The organism is Streptomyces sp. NPDC004561 (assembly GCF_053602155.1).
This window is the reverse complement of the sequence record NZ_JBSGDB010000249.1, coordinates 1-12,681: the sequence shown is the minus strand read 5'-3', so window position 1 is coordinate 12,681 and position 12,681 is coordinate 1. Positions and strand designations below refer to the sequence as shown.

Genomic DNA, 12,681 nt, shown 5'->3' with positions numbered 1-12,681 from the left:
GGCGCTGAAGGTGGCGTAGTCCGCCTTGGTGGCGCCCAGTTCCTTCTGGAAGACGCCCTGTTCGCTCCCCAGGGAGTCCGGCCCGGCGCGTGAGTGCCTGTTCGGTGACCTTACGACGCCTTGCGGGCGGTGGCCTTCTTGGCGGTGGTCTTGCGGGCCGTCGACTTCTTGGCCGGGGCCTTCTTGGCGGTGACCTTCTTCGCCGGGGCCTTCTTGGCCGTGGTCTTCTTCGCGGCGGTCTTCGACGCGGCGGCCTTCGCGGTCGCCGTGGTCTTCTTGGCCGTGGTCTTCTTCGCCGTGGTCTTCTTCGCCGCGGCCGTGGTCTTCTTCGCCGGCGCCGCCTTCTTGGCGGTGGTCTTCTTCGCGGCCGCCTTGGTGGTCTTCTTCGCCGCGGCCTTCTTGACCGTCGCGGCAGCAGGGCCGGTCAGGCTGCCCTTGGGCGCCTTCTTCACGGAGACCTCGCCGCCCCGCGGGAGCTTCTTGGAGCCGCTCACCAGGTCCTTGAAGCCCTGACCGGCGCGGAAGCGCGGCACGGAGGTCTTCTTGACCCGAACCCGCTCGCCCGTCTGGGGGTTACGGGCGTAACGGGCGGGGCGGTCCACCTTCTCGAAGGACCCGAAGCCGGTGACCGAGACCCGCTCGCCCGCGACGACCGCGCGGACGATGGCGTCCAGGACATGATCGACAGCCTCGGCGGCCTGCTGACGGCCGCCCATCTTGTCGGCAATCGCTTCTACGAGCTGCGCCTTGTTCACGTCTTCCCCTTCGGAGACATCGCCAGAACGAAAGTGTTCAAGCTTTTTCGCACGTTAGGCAGATATATACCGCAAATCAAACACGAAACGGGCTTATCACCCTTGTGCCGCAACGGATTCGGTTGCTCCGGGCCGTTCAGCAGTCCTCGTCAGGGATCCGACCCTCGTCGAGGTCCGCGGTGAACCGCTCGAGCCGCCTTGCCGTACCGGCGAGATCGTGCTTGGCCGCGGCCGTAATGACCAGCAGCTTCCGGGTCAGCGCCATCCGTACGCCCTCCGGGACTTGCAGTGCGCGCACTTTTGCGTGCGCTTCCTTGAGCTGGTTCGCGACCGCCGTATAGAGCTGGAGTTGGCCGTCGTGGTCCATGCACAGATTGTGCCATCTGGGGCGAGTTGTCGCCCCCGCAGGGTGCAACTGCCGCCTCAAATGGCCTTCCAGGCACTTGCCAAGGAGACGATCACAGCACTCAGGTACCCCGGCAACGGCCTTGCTAACGCGGCGAGTTGGGCACGGCGAGGGAGATGCGCAGCTCCGTTCGGGTGCAGACATGGCCGTACCCCCGATCGTGGCGATCGGGGGTACGGACGGGGTGTTGGGGTGGCCGAAACCCGACCCGCTCAGGGGGTCCGGGTCAGGCCTGGAGGGTCCGCGGCTTGTAGGAGGGCCGCTCGGCCTCGTACGCGGCGATGTCGCCCTCGTTCCGGAGCGTGAGGGAGATGTCGTCCAGGCCGTTCAGCAGCCGCCAGCGCGAGTTCTCGTCCAGCTCGAAGGGGGCGGTGATGCCCTCGGCGCGCACCTCACGCGCCTCAAGGTCCACAGTGACCTCAGCGGTCGCGTCCTTCTCGGTCAGCTCCCACAGCGCGTCCACGGTCTCCTGGTCCAGGACCACCGTGAGCAGACCGTTCTTCAGCGAGTTGCCCCGGAAGATATCGGCGAAGCGGGAGGAGATCACGGCCTTGAAGCCGTAGTTCTGCAGCGCCCAGACGGCGTGCTCGCGGGAGGAGCCGGTGCCGAAGTCGGGGCCGGCAACGAGAACCGTGGCGCCCTGCCGCTCGGGGCGGTTGAGCACGAACTCGGGGTCCTTGCGCCAGGCCTCGAACAGCCCGTCCTCGAAGCCGTCCCGGGTCACCTTCTTGAGCCAGTGAGCAGGGATGATCTGGTCGGTGTCGACGTTGCTGCGGCGCAGCGGCACCGCCCGGCCGGTGTGGGTGGTGAAGGCTTCCATGATTCTCAGACTCCAGCGGGCGTACGGTCGTCGGTCAGGTCGGTCAGGTCGGCCGGGGAGGCCAGGTGGCCCAGGACGGCGGTGGCCGCCGCGACCTGCGGCGACACCAGGTGCGTACGACCGCCCTTGCCCTGCCGGCCCTCGAAGTTGCGGTTGGAGGTGGACGCGGAGCGCTCACCCGGGGCCAGCTGGTCGGGGTTCATGCCGAGGCACATCGAGCAGCCCGCGTGCCGCCACTCGGCGCCCGCCTCCTTGAAGACCACGTCGAGGCCCTCGGAGACGGCCTGCAGGCCCACGCGCGCGGAGCCCGGGACGACCAGCATCCGTACTCCGTCGGCGACTTTGCGGCCCCGCAGCAGGTCCGCGGCGGCGCGCAGGTCCTCGATGCGGCCGTTGGTGCAGGAGCCTACGAAGACGGTGTCCACCTCGATGGAGCGCAGCGGCTGCCCGGCCGCCAACCCCATGTACTCCAGGGCCTTTTCGGCGGCGAAGCGCTCCGAAGCGTCTTCGTACGAAGCCGGGTCGGGGACGGACGCCGAAAGCGGCGCGCCCTGGCCGGGGTTGGTGCCCCAGGTGACGAACGGGGACAGCTCGTCGGCGTCGATGACGACCTCGGCGTCGAAGACCGCGTCCTCGTCCGTGCGCAGGGTCTTCCAGTACGCGACGGCGGCGTCCCAGTCGGCGCCCTCGGGGGCGTGCGGGCGGCCCTTGAGGTACTCGAAGGTCGTCTCGTCGGGGGCGATCATGCCCGCGCGGGCACCGGCCTCGATCGACATGTTGCAGATGGTCATCCGGGCCTCCATCGAGAGCTTCTCGACGGCGGAGCCGCGGTACTCCAGGATGTAGCCCTGACCGCCGCCCGTGCCGATCCTGGCGATGATCGCGAGGATCAGGTCCTTGGCGGTGACACCCTCGGGCAGCTCGCCCTCGACGGTGATCGCCATGGTCTTCGGGCGGGCCATCGGCAGCGTCTGGGTGGCCAGCACGTGCTCGACCTGCGAGGTGCCGATGCCGAACGCCAGCGCGCCGAAGGCGCCGTGCGTGGAGGTGTGGGAGTCACCGCAGACCACGGTGGTGCCCGGCTGGGTCAGGCCCAGCTGGGGGCCGACGACGTGGACGACGCCCTGCTCGACGTCGCCGAGCGGGTGCAGGCGCACGCCGAACTCGGCGCAGTTCTTGCGCAGCGTCTCCAGCTGGGCGCGCGAGACCGGGTCGGCGATGGGCTTGTCGATGTCCAGGGTCGGGGTGTTGTGGTCCTCGGTCGCGATGGTGAGGTCGAGGCGGCGCACCTGGCGGCCGTTCTGGCGCAGCCCGTCGAAGGCCTGCGGGCTGGTCACCTCGTGCAGCAGGTGCAGATCGATGTAGAGGAGGTCGGGCTCGCCCTCGGCGCGCCGGACGACGTGGTCGTCCCAGACCTTCTCCGCGAGTGTCCTACCCATCGCTTTCCCTCCGGCCGGCATGCGTGCACCGGCCCAACTAGAGATCTTGAGGAGGCGGCGCCCGCGCCCCGGTGTTTTCGGGCGTTCGCCGCCGGGCCCTTGTGGTTCACGGGCCGCTGTGTGATTCAAGGGTGGCGCGTTCCAGCGAAAATTGAACTTGCGTTTCACAGAGTGAGACGTGAATATCGTTGCATGGACAACAGTAGCGGCGTCGGCGTTCTGGACAAGGCGGCCCTCGTCCTGAGCGCTCTGGAGTCCGGTCCGGCCACCCTCGCGGGTCTGGTCGGAGCCACCGGACTGGCACGACCCACGGCTCACCGCCTGGCCGTGGCTTTGGAACACCACCGCATGGTGGCACGCGACATACAGGGCCGTTTCATCCTCGGCCCGCGCCTCGCGGAACTCGCGGCGGCGGCCGGCGAGGACCGCCTGCTCGCGACGGCGGGCCCCGTGCTCACCCACCTCCGCGACGTCACCGGCGAGAGTGCGCAGCTCTACCGGCGCCAGGGTGACATGCGGATCTGTGTGGCCGCGGCGGAACGCCTGTCCGGTCTGCGGGACACGGTCCCGGTGGGCTCGACGCTCACGATGAAGGCCGGCTCCTCGGCGCAGATCCTGCTCGCCTGGGAGGAGCCCGAGCGCCTGCACCGGGGCCTGCAGGGCGCCCGCTTCACGGCGACGGCCCTGTCGGGCGTACGGCGGCGCGGCTGGGCCCAGTCGATCGGCGAGCGCGAGCCGGGCGTCGCGTCCGTCTCGGCGCCCGTGCGCGGCCCTTCGAACCGTGTGGTGGCCGCCGTCTCCGTCTCGGGCCCGATCGAGCGCCTGACCCGCCACCCCGGCCGCATGCACGCCCAGGCGGTCATCGACGCCGCCGCCCGCCTCTCGGAGGCCCTGCGCCGCTCGGGCTGAGCCGGGCCCCGGAACACCGAGGAGGGCCTGCCCCAACGCCGCGGCACGCCCTCCTCGCTCCCCCGATCCCCCCGCTCCCGCGTCAGCCGGTCTTGTCGGCCGCCGGCGTCTTCCCCTGCCGGTGGGCGAACCGGTCCTTGGCGTACCGGCCCCGCCTCTCCAGCGGCACCTGCCCGTGCGCGGCCGCGAGCCCGAACGCCGGCATGTCCCCGTAGATCGCCTCGTACGAGCCCTCCGGCACGACGTACGCCTCGTGCCAGATGCCCACCTGCCCGCGCAGCTTCCCGGTCCGCTCCTTCCGGTTGAGCACCGCCCAGGCCTTGTGGTGGAGGGCGTCGGGCGCCGTGGCGTACGCGTAGAGCTGCTCCTTGGACTCCCAGTACTGCACGACGTAGTACGAGCGGGGCGAGGCCGTCAGCAGCACCTTGGCGCGCAGCCCCCGTCCGGGGTCCTTCTCCAGTTCCCGCAGCATGCGGAGCATCGCGAGCATGACCGGCAGCCACAGGTGCACCGCCCGGAAGCGGTTGATGCGCATGCCGATCAGCAGGACGACGGCCTCGCCCTGCGCGTCGGCGGTCGTACGGGACACCATGGTTCCCCCTTATTGGCGAGTGACGCTATCCAACGTGCATGCTGGGACACTGCCGTTTTCCGAGGAGGAGCGCAAGACATGCGGCTGGCCGAACTCAGCGCACGCAGCGGTGTGTCCACCGCGACGATCAAGTACTACCTGCGTGAAGGGCTGCTGCCGCCGGGCCGGCAGGTCAACACCACGACGGCCGAGTACGACGAGGAGCATCTGCGCCGGCTGCGGCTGGTGCGGGCGATGATCCAGGTCGGCCGGGTGCCGGTGGCGAAGGTGCGCGAGGTGCTCGGGCACGTGGACGACGACTCCCTGGGCCGTACGATCCGGCTGGGCGCGGCGCTCTGGGCGCTGCCGCAGGTGCCGGAGCCGGACGAGGACGACGAGTACGTCCGGGCCGCGCACCAGGAGGTCGCCGAGCTCCTGGACCGCCTCGGCTGGGAGAACGCCAAGCGGCTCACGGCCGTCTCCCCCGCGTACCGCTCACTGGTGGTGGCGGTGGCCGCGTTCCGCCGGCTCGGTTACGGGTGGGGCGCCGAACTGCTGGCGCCGTACGCCGAGTTGATGCACCGGACGGCCGTGCTCGACCTGGACAACATGGAGACGCACCCGTCCGAGGCGGAACGGATCGAGTTCGCGGTCCTGGGGGCGATCCTGAACGAGCCGGTGCTGCGGGCGCTGCACCGGCTGGCCCAGGAGGAGGAGTCGACGCGGCGCTACGGCCTCGAGTGACGCCGAAGGCCCTCCACCGAGGTGGAGGGCCTTCGAAACACGTACCCCCGACCGGATTCGAACCGGCGCTACCGCCTTGAGAGGGCGGCGTGCTAGGCCGCTACACAACGGGGGCGAGGATCTTACGTTTCCGCAGATCCGAGCTGGTCTACCTGGACTCGAACCAAGACTAACTGAACCAGAATCAGTCGTGCTGCCAATTACACCATAGACCAATGGTGGTTTAGACCAGTCAGTACCCCCGACCGGATTCGAACCGGCGCTACCGCCTTGAGAGGGCGGCGTGCTAGGCCGCTACACAACGGGGGCCCTAGCGATCCCGACATGATCAGGACCAGTACCCCCGACCGGATTCGAACCGGCGCTACTGCCTTGAGAGGGCAGCGTGCTAGGCCGCTACACAACGGGGGCTTTGCAGATGAGCTCTGCGAGCTGGCCTACCTGGACTCGAACCAAGACTAACTGAACCAGAATCAGTCGTGCTGCCAATTACACCATAGGCCACTGGAACTCAAGCCCCTGAAGGGGTCTCGTTCTAGTTTGCGCCTCGGGGTTCCGGCCTTCCGGCCCGCTTCCCTCGGCGCAGGAAGAACATTACCCGAAGGTGGACGGGGCTCCAAAACGGGTATGCGCCCGGACGAGCGCGGGGAGTTCGGCGAGGGTGGCGATCCGGTGCGCCACGACCTCGCCGGCGGCCTGCGCGTAGGCCGTCCCGCGGTCGATCCAGACGGACAGCAGCCCGGCCTCGGCGGCGCCCCGGCCGTCGATCTCCGGGTGGTCGCCGACGTACGCCACCTCGTGCGGCGGCAGGCCCAGCGCCTCGCAGGCCGCGAGGAAGGCGCCGGCCTGCGGCTTGGACACGCCCAGCTCGGCGGCGCACAGCACGCTCTCGAAGCGGTCGAGGACGCCGAGGGTGCGCAGCTTGTGCTCCTGGACCGTGATGCTGGAGTTCGACAGCACGGCGTGCCGGTGGCTGGCGGCGAGCGCCTCCAGGACGGGCAGGACGTCCGGGAAGAGCCCCCAGGCGGCCTCGTAGTGCCGCAGATAGCGCTGGAACCAGGCGTCGGCCTCGGCGTCGGTCAGCTCCGCCTCCAGGAACACCCGGACGCGGCCGCGCCGCTGGGCCAGGAAGGAGCACTCCCCCGCCGCGTAGCGCGCCCACTGCTGGTCGGTGGTCCTCCGCCACCGCACGAGGGCCTGCTCCGCGGTCTCGTGCCCGGCGAGCAGCCCTTCGGCCGCCAGATGGGCCCGCATGCCCTCCCGGTCGGCGGAGGTGTAGTCGAAAAGGGTGTCGTCCACGTCCCAGACCACGGCTTTGATGCTCACGGTCCGACCGTAACCCCGGGAACGGCGGCGCCGCCCCGGTCGCGCTCGGTGAGCGATGTCACACCGACCGTGTCCGTACGGGGGACGGCGAAGGGGCGGCACCCGGGGGTCCGGGTGCCGCCCCTCAGAGGTGCGCCGGCTACGCGCTCAGCCGCGCGAGGGCCGCGTCGATGCGGGCCAGCGTCCGCTCCTTGCCCAGCACCTCGAGGGACTCGAAGAGCGGCAGGCCGACGGTGCGGCCGGTGACGGCGACGCGCACCGGGGCCTGGGCCTTGCCGAGCTTGAGGCCGTGGGCCTCGCCGGCGGCCAGGACGGCCTCCTTCAGGGACTCGGCGGAGGTCCAGTCGGCCTGCTCCAGCTTCTCGCGGGCGGTGCGGAGCAGGGCGTCGGAGCCCTCCTTCATCGCCTTGGCCCACGAGGCCTCGTCGAGGACCGGCTCCGGCAGGAACAGGAAGTCGACGTTCTCGGTGATCTCGGAGAGGACCTTCACGCGGGTCTGGGCGTGCGGGGCGATCGCCTGCCACTTGGCCTCGTCGAAGGCCTCCGGCGCCCAGGGGGCGAACGGGGCCCTCAGCCACGGGCGGCAGCGCTCGGTGAACTCCTTCACATCCAGCATGCGGATGTGGTCGGCGTTGATCGCCTCGCACTTCTTCAGGTCGAAGCGCGCCGGGTTGGGGTTCACGTCGGCGATGTCGAAGGCCGCGACCATCTCGCCGATCGTGAAGATGTCCTGGTCGGCCGAGAGCGACCAGCCCAGCAGCGAGAGGTAGTTGAGCAGGCCCTCGGGCAGGAAGCCCCGCTCGCGGTAGAGGTTGAGGGACGACTGCGGGTCGCGCTTGGACAGCTTCTTGTTGCCCTCGCCCATCACGTACGGCAGGTGGCCGAAGGCGGGGGTCTGCTTGGCGACGCCCAGTTCGGTCAGCGCCTTGTAGAGCGCGATCTGGCGCGGGGTGGAGGAGAGCAGGTCCTCGCCGCGCAGGACGTGGGTGATCTCCATCAGGGCGTCGTCGACCGGGTTGACCAGCGTGTACAGCGGGGCGCCGTTCGCGCGGACGATGCCGTAGTCCGGCACGTTCTCCGGGGTGAAGGTGAGCTCGCCGCGCACCAGGTCGGTGAAGGTGATCGTCTCGTCCGGCATGCGGAAGCGGACGATCGGGGCACGGCCCTGGGCCTGGTACTCCTCGACCTGCTCGGCGCTCAGGTCGCGGCAGTGGCCGTCGTAGCCGGACGGCTTGCCGGCGGCGCGGGCGGCCTCGCGGCGGGTGTCCAGCTCCTCCTGGGAGCAGTAGCAGTGGTAGGCGTGGCCGCCGTCGAGGAGCTTCTGCGCGACGTCGGCGTAGATGTCCATGCGCTGGGACTGGCGGTACGGCGCGTGCGGGCCGCCGATCTCGGGGCCCTCGTCCCAGTCGAAGCCGAGCCAGCGCATCGCGTCGAGCAGCTGGTTGTACGACTCCTCGGAGTCGCGGGCCGCGTCGGTGTCCTCGATGCGGAAGACCAGGGTGCCCTGGTGGTGCCGGGCGAACGCCCAGTTGAACAGGGCGGTGCGGACCAGGCCCACATGGGGGTTACCGGTGGGCGAGGGGCAGAAACGGACGCGTACGGGTGAGCCGGATGCGCTAGCCACGCTTGACAACCTTGTTGGTGAGAGTGCCGATGCCTTCGATGGTGACGGCGACCTCGTCGCCGACGTGCAGGGGGCCGACCCCCGCGGGGGTGCCGGTGAGGATGACGTCGCCGGGGAGCAGGGTCATGGCCTCGGTGATGTTGACGACCAGGTCCTCGATGGAGTTGGTCATCTCGCTCGTGCGGCCCAGCTGGCGCTGCTCGCCGTTGACGGTGAGCTGGACGGTCAGGTCGTTCGCGCGCTCGAGGTCCAGGTCCGTCTCCACCCAGGGGCCCAGCGGGCAGGAGGTGTCGAAGCCCTTGGCCCGCGCCCACTGCTTCTCGCGGCGCTGCACGTCGCGGGCGGTGACGTCGTTGGCGCAGGTGTAGCCGAAGATCACGTCCTTGACGCGTTCGCGCGGGACCTCGCGGCACATGCGTCCGATGACCACGGCCAGCTCGGCCTCGTGGTGCAGTTCCTCGGAGAACGGCGGGTACTGGATGTCGTCGCCGGGGCCGATCACCGAGGTGGACGGCTTGAAGAAGGCGAACGGGACGTCGGGCGCCTCGTTGCCCAGCTCACGGGCGTGCTCGGCGTAGTTGCGGCCGAAGGCCACGACCTTGTTGGGGAGGACCGGCGGGAGCAGCCTGACCTTGCTCAGCGGGACCTTCGTCCCGGACAGCTCGTGATCCGCGAAGGGGATGCCCTTGATGATGTCGAGGACGAGTTCGTCCTGCTTGTCGCCCTCGACCGCGCCGAAGGCTACGTTCCCGTCGATGGAGAACCTGGCGATGCGCACGGGATCCTCGCGCCCCTCAACTAGAACCGGCGTACTGACGCCCCAGGTTAACCGGTCGGGCGGCCCGGCGTTCGGCCGGTACGGCAGCCGGTCAGGTGTTTTCCGGTACCGGATACAGGCGGGGCCGAATTCGCTTCCGAGGGCATAGCCCCAGGTCAGGACGCTTTGGCGGCCAGGCTGCGGAAAAGGCTGCGCTCATTTCGGGCGGCCGGCAAAGGGGGCCGGGGAAAACACGCTCGCGTGAATGCGCCGCGCCGGGAAAAGACGAGTGCGGCCGGGAGGGTCCGTGGTCCTCCCGGCCGCACTCCGCGGGGCGTCTACTCGCCGGCCGTCGCCAGCACGCTCTCCGGGACGTCGACCAGGATGGTGCGCCTCGGGTTGGCCGTCTGGGCGGGAAGCTCGACGGACGGTTCCGGCAGCGCGGGCGTCTGCAGTTCGCCGGCGTCCTCCAGGTGCGCCAGGGTCGTGCGTCGCGGGTTGGCTATCGTGCGGAACAACATCGTCGTCTTCACGGTTGTACGGGTCCTGGTTCTGTGTCGGCGGGCTGACAGATACGTCCCTCATGTAAAGCGCCAGGCTAAACATCTGATTCCCTGCCGAACTCGCCAACCGGCCCCGATGTTCATGTGAGTTTGCTCACGACCCCTGGAGCAAACCGGTCAATTCCGCCCGACAACCCGCTTCCCGGAAACGGACATTGAGCCCCTGAAGCCACCATTCCGCTCCTGATCATGGCGACTGGGACACGTGACACCGGGCGGCGACTCGCCGGATTGCGTCCGCTATGACCGGAATCCGCTTCCACGGTTGGTAATCCGGCACTCACGGCCCGTCACGTAGGTCACAGCTCGGGACACGGCCCTTGTTGGAGATCCTGCACTGTGCTGGAATTCCACGGACCGCCGCAGGATCGAGCCGGCGCGCAGGGGGCGCAACGCAGCGCCGAGTGGCGGCGAGATAGGGGGAACCTGCGCCGGTCACTCAAGACCACTCGGGGGGCGTATTCAGGGCGCTCCCCACAACGCCGACACCGTGTCCCTCCGTTCGCGCGGAGGGGCGCCTGGTCCAGAGGTTGCGACGCTAGTGCAGGGACGTTTCAAGAGGGATGGCAGCGCTTCGGCGGAGCCGGAGTCGCACGACGGGACTGGCCCCATGAAGGGCAGCTCCTCGCCCCAGCACGCCCAGAACCCGGGCCCGGCCCCGACCGGAGACGGCGGCGGGCGCCCCGGCCCGACCTCGTCGACGGCCGCGGGACCCGCGAACTCGGCGGCCCCCAAGCCGACGGTGAAGCCGGCACCGGGCGTGACCGGCACCGGCTCGCGCATGGCCCTGCGCAACTGGCGCATCTCCACGCGCCTGGTGTCGCTGCTCGCGCTGCCCGTGGTCGCGGCGACATCGCTGGGCGCGCTGCGCATCAACGACAACATGAACGACATCCAGCAGCTCGACAACATGAAGCTGCTGACGGACATGACCAAGCAGGCCACCGAGCTGGCGGCCGCGCTCCAGGAGGAGCGCGACCAGTCCGCCGGTCCCCTCTCGCACGGCCTGAGCGCGAACGACTACACGGTCAAGGGCTACGAGCAGAAGACCGACCGGGCACGCGCGAACTTCCTCGACGCCTCCGAGCAGATCGACCAGGCCAGCAAGAACGGCCAGCTGCAGGGCGTGCGCGACGCGCTCGTCGGTCTCGCCAACCAGCTGGACGACCTGGCCAAGATCCGCCAGGGCGCCTACGCGTCGCAGGGCAACTCGACCCAGACGATCGAGTCGTACCACCGGCTCATCACCGAGCTGATCAGCCTGTCCCAGGACATGGCCGAGGCGTCCAGCAACCCGGAGATGATCTCCCGCACCCGCGCCCTGGCGGCCTTCTCCACCGCCAAGGAGTACGCCTCCATCCAGCGCGCCACGATCGCGGCCGCGCTGCCCGCGACCAACACCACCAAGGGCAGCCTCTCCGAGAACGACCGCCTCTACGGCGACTCGGCGTACCAGAGCGAGAACTCCGAGCTGGCGATCTTCCGGAAGATCTACGCCAACGAGAACGCCGAGGAGCTCCTCAAGCCGATCGACGAGGGCAACCCGACGATCGAGTCCGCGGACACCTACGCCAAGCGGGCCTTCGAGCAGCGCGGCGGTCTCGCCGACCTGCCGCCGCGGTCCTACCGCGACTGGGTGGACGACAGCTCGACCAAGATCGAGCAGATGAAGAAGATCGAGCACACGCTGCTCGAGGACATGGAGCAGAAGGCCCGCGAGCTGAAGAGCGCCACCCAGCGCGACGCCATCATCTCCGGTGCGCTGATCCTGCTCGTGCTCGGCGTGTCGCTGGTCGGCGCGTTCGTCGTGGCCCGGTCCATGATCCGCTCGCTGCGCCGGCTGCAGGAGACCGCGACCACGGTCGCCCAGGAACGCCTGCCCGAGCTGGTCAAGCAGCTGTCCGAGTCCGACCCGCAGGACGTCGACACCTCCGTCGAGTCGGTCGGTGTGCACTCCCGGGACGAGATCGGCCAGGTGGCCGCGGCCTTCGACGACGTGCACCGCGAGGCGGTCCGCCTCGCCGCCGAGCAGGCCCTGCTGCGGGGCAACGTCAACGCGATGTTCACCAACCTCTCGCGCCGTTCCCAGGGCCTCATCCAGCGTCAGCTGTCGCTGATCTCCGAACTGGAGTCCCGCGAGGCCGACCCGGACCAGCTGTCCTCGCTGTTCAAGCTGGACCACCTCGCCACCCGTATGCGCCGTAACGGCGAGAACCTCCTCGTTCTCGCGGGTGAAGAGCCCGGCCGCCGCTGGACCCGCCCGGTCCCGCTGGTCGACGTGCTCCGCGCCGCCGCGTCCGAGGTGGAGCAGTACGAGCGCATCGAGCTGGCCGCCGTGCCGACGACCCAGGTCGCCGGCCGGGTCGTCAACGACCTCGTGCACCTGCTCGCCGAGCTGCTGGAGAACGCCACCTCGTTCTCCTCCCCGCAGACCAAGGTCAAGGTCACCGGTCACGCGCTGCCCGACGGCCGGGTGCTGATCGAGATCCACGACACCGGTATCGGCCTCTCCCCCGAGGACCTCGCGGCGATCAACGAGCGGCTGGCCTCCCCGCCCACCGTGGACGTCTCCGTCTCCCGCCGCATGGGCCTCTTCGTGGTCGGTCGTCTGTCGCAGCGGCACGGCATCCGCATCCAGCTGCGCCCGTCCGACTCCGGCGGTACGACCGCGCTGGTCATACTGCGATGGTACGAGTCTTCCAGTGAGACTCAGCAGGTCGGATCCTTCGCCCTGCCGAAGCCGAGCGCAAGGACGGCTCGTTCAGGA

At 69.6% G+C, this 12,681-nt stretch carries 12 protein-coding genes and 5 tRNA genes; 3 read left to right on the top strand and 14 right to left on the bottom strand.

The features are described from left to right. Window positions 1-110 precede the first annotated feature (110 nt). From ACWEN3_RS27870 to leuC, 4 genes are all read right to left on the bottom strand, one after another. Window positions 111-755 (bottom strand): HU family DNA-binding protein, encoded by a 645-nt coding sequence (locus ACWEN3_RS27870; protein WP_452976225.1) that lies wholly within the window; start codon window positions 753-755, stop codon window positions 111-113. A gap of 136 nt (window positions 756-891) precedes the next feature. Next, complete coding sequence (locus ACWEN3_RS27865; protein ID WP_452976223.1) at window positions 892-1,122, bottom strand: SCO5555 family protein; 231 nt, start codon at window positions 1,120-1,122, stop codon at window positions 892-894. 265 nt (window positions 1,123-1,387) lie between these two features. Next, a complete protein-coding gene (gene leuD / locus ACWEN3_RS27860) occupies window positions 1,388-1,981 on the bottom strand; it encodes a 3-isopropylmalate dehydratase small subunit (RefSeq protein WP_452976221.1) in 594 nt (197 codons plus the stop codon). 5 nt (window positions 1,982-1,986) lie between these two features. Further along, entirely contained in the window at window positions 1,987-3,420 is a 1,434-nt protein-coding gene (gene leuC / locus ACWEN3_RS27855) for a 3-isopropylmalate dehydratase large subunit (protein ID WP_452976218.1), read from the bottom strand. 192 nt (window positions 3,421-3,612) lie between these two features. Between leuC and ndgR the strand changes: the two genes are divergently transcribed. Continuing rightward, entirely contained in the window at window positions 3,613-4,329 is a 717-nt protein-coding gene (ndgR, locus tag ACWEN3_RS27850) for an IclR family transcriptional regulator NdgR (RefSeq protein WP_452976216.1), read from the top strand. Window positions 4,330-4,411: 82 nt separating this feature from the next. On the opposite strand, the gene ACWEN3_RS27845 is transcribed toward ndgR, so the two are convergent. Continuing rightward, complete coding sequence (locus ACWEN3_RS27845) at window positions 4,412-4,921, bottom strand: DUF4188 domain-containing protein (protein WP_452976214.1); 510 nt, start codon at window positions 4,919-4,921, stop codon at window positions 4,412-4,414. Between the two features lie 78 nt (window positions 4,922-4,999). Between ACWEN3_RS27845 and ACWEN3_RS27840 the strand changes: the two genes are divergently transcribed. Then, window positions 5,000-5,644 carry a MerR family transcriptional regulator gene (locus ACWEN3_RS27840; protein WP_452976212.1) on the top strand — a complete coding sequence of 215 codons (645 nt, stop codon included), beginning with the start codon at window positions 5,000-5,002 and terminating at the stop codon, window positions 5,642-5,644. A 42-nt stretch (window positions 5,645-5,686) separates the two neighbouring features. Here ACWEN3_RS27840 and ACWEN3_RS27835 read toward each other — a convergent pair. From ACWEN3_RS27835 to ACWEN3_RS27795, 9 genes are all read right to left on the bottom strand, one after another. After that, a tRNA-Glu gene (locus ACWEN3_RS27835) sits at window positions 5,687-5,759 on the bottom strand. A gap of 28 nt (window positions 5,760-5,787) precedes the next feature. Further along, window positions 5,788-5,859, bottom strand: a tRNA-Gln gene (locus tag ACWEN3_RS27830). A 21-nt stretch (window positions 5,860-5,880) separates the two neighbouring features. Continuing rightward, window positions 5,881-5,953, bottom strand: a tRNA-Glu gene (locus tag ACWEN3_RS27825). A 29-nt stretch (window positions 5,954-5,982) separates the two neighbouring features. Continuing rightward, window positions 5,983-6,055 (bottom strand) — tRNA-Glu (locus ACWEN3_RS27820). A gap of 21 nt (window positions 6,056-6,076) precedes the next feature. Beyond that, window positions 6,077-6,148: transfer RNA gene (locus tag ACWEN3_RS27815), tRNA-Gln, on the bottom strand. Between the two features lie 90 nt (window positions 6,149-6,238). Beyond that, window positions 6,239-6,970 carry an HAD family hydrolase gene (locus ACWEN3_RS27810; protein ID WP_452976210.1) on the bottom strand — a complete coding sequence of 244 codons (732 nt, stop codon included), beginning with the start codon at window positions 6,968-6,970 and terminating at the stop codon, window positions 6,239-6,241. 139 nt (window positions 6,971-7,109) lie between these two features. Further along, window positions 7,110-8,594: a glutamate--tRNA ligase gene (gene gltX, locus ACWEN3_RS27805; protein ID WP_452976208.1), complete on the bottom strand. Its 1,485-nt coding sequence runs from the start codon at window positions 8,592-8,594 to the stop codon at window positions 7,110-7,112. Further along, a complete protein-coding gene (locus ACWEN3_RS27800; protein WP_452976206.1) occupies window positions 8,587-9,372 on the bottom strand; it encodes a fumarylacetoacetate hydrolase family protein in 786 nt (261 codons plus the stop codon). Before ACWEN3_RS27800 ends, gltX begins: the two co-directional genes overlap by 8 nt. A gap of 317 nt (window positions 9,373-9,689) precedes the next feature. Continuing rightward, window positions 9,690-9,884: a hypothetical protein gene (locus tag ACWEN3_RS27795; protein WP_452976204.1), complete on the bottom strand. Its 195-nt coding sequence runs from the start codon at window positions 9,882-9,884 to the stop codon at window positions 9,690-9,692. Between the two features lie 571 nt (window positions 9,885-10,455). Between ACWEN3_RS27795 and ACWEN3_RS27790 the strand changes: the two genes are divergently transcribed. Next, a partial coding sequence (locus ACWEN3_RS27790; RefSeq protein ID WP_452976202.1) for a sensor histidine kinase occupies window positions 10,456-12,681 on the top strand: 2,226 nt, incomplete at its 3' end.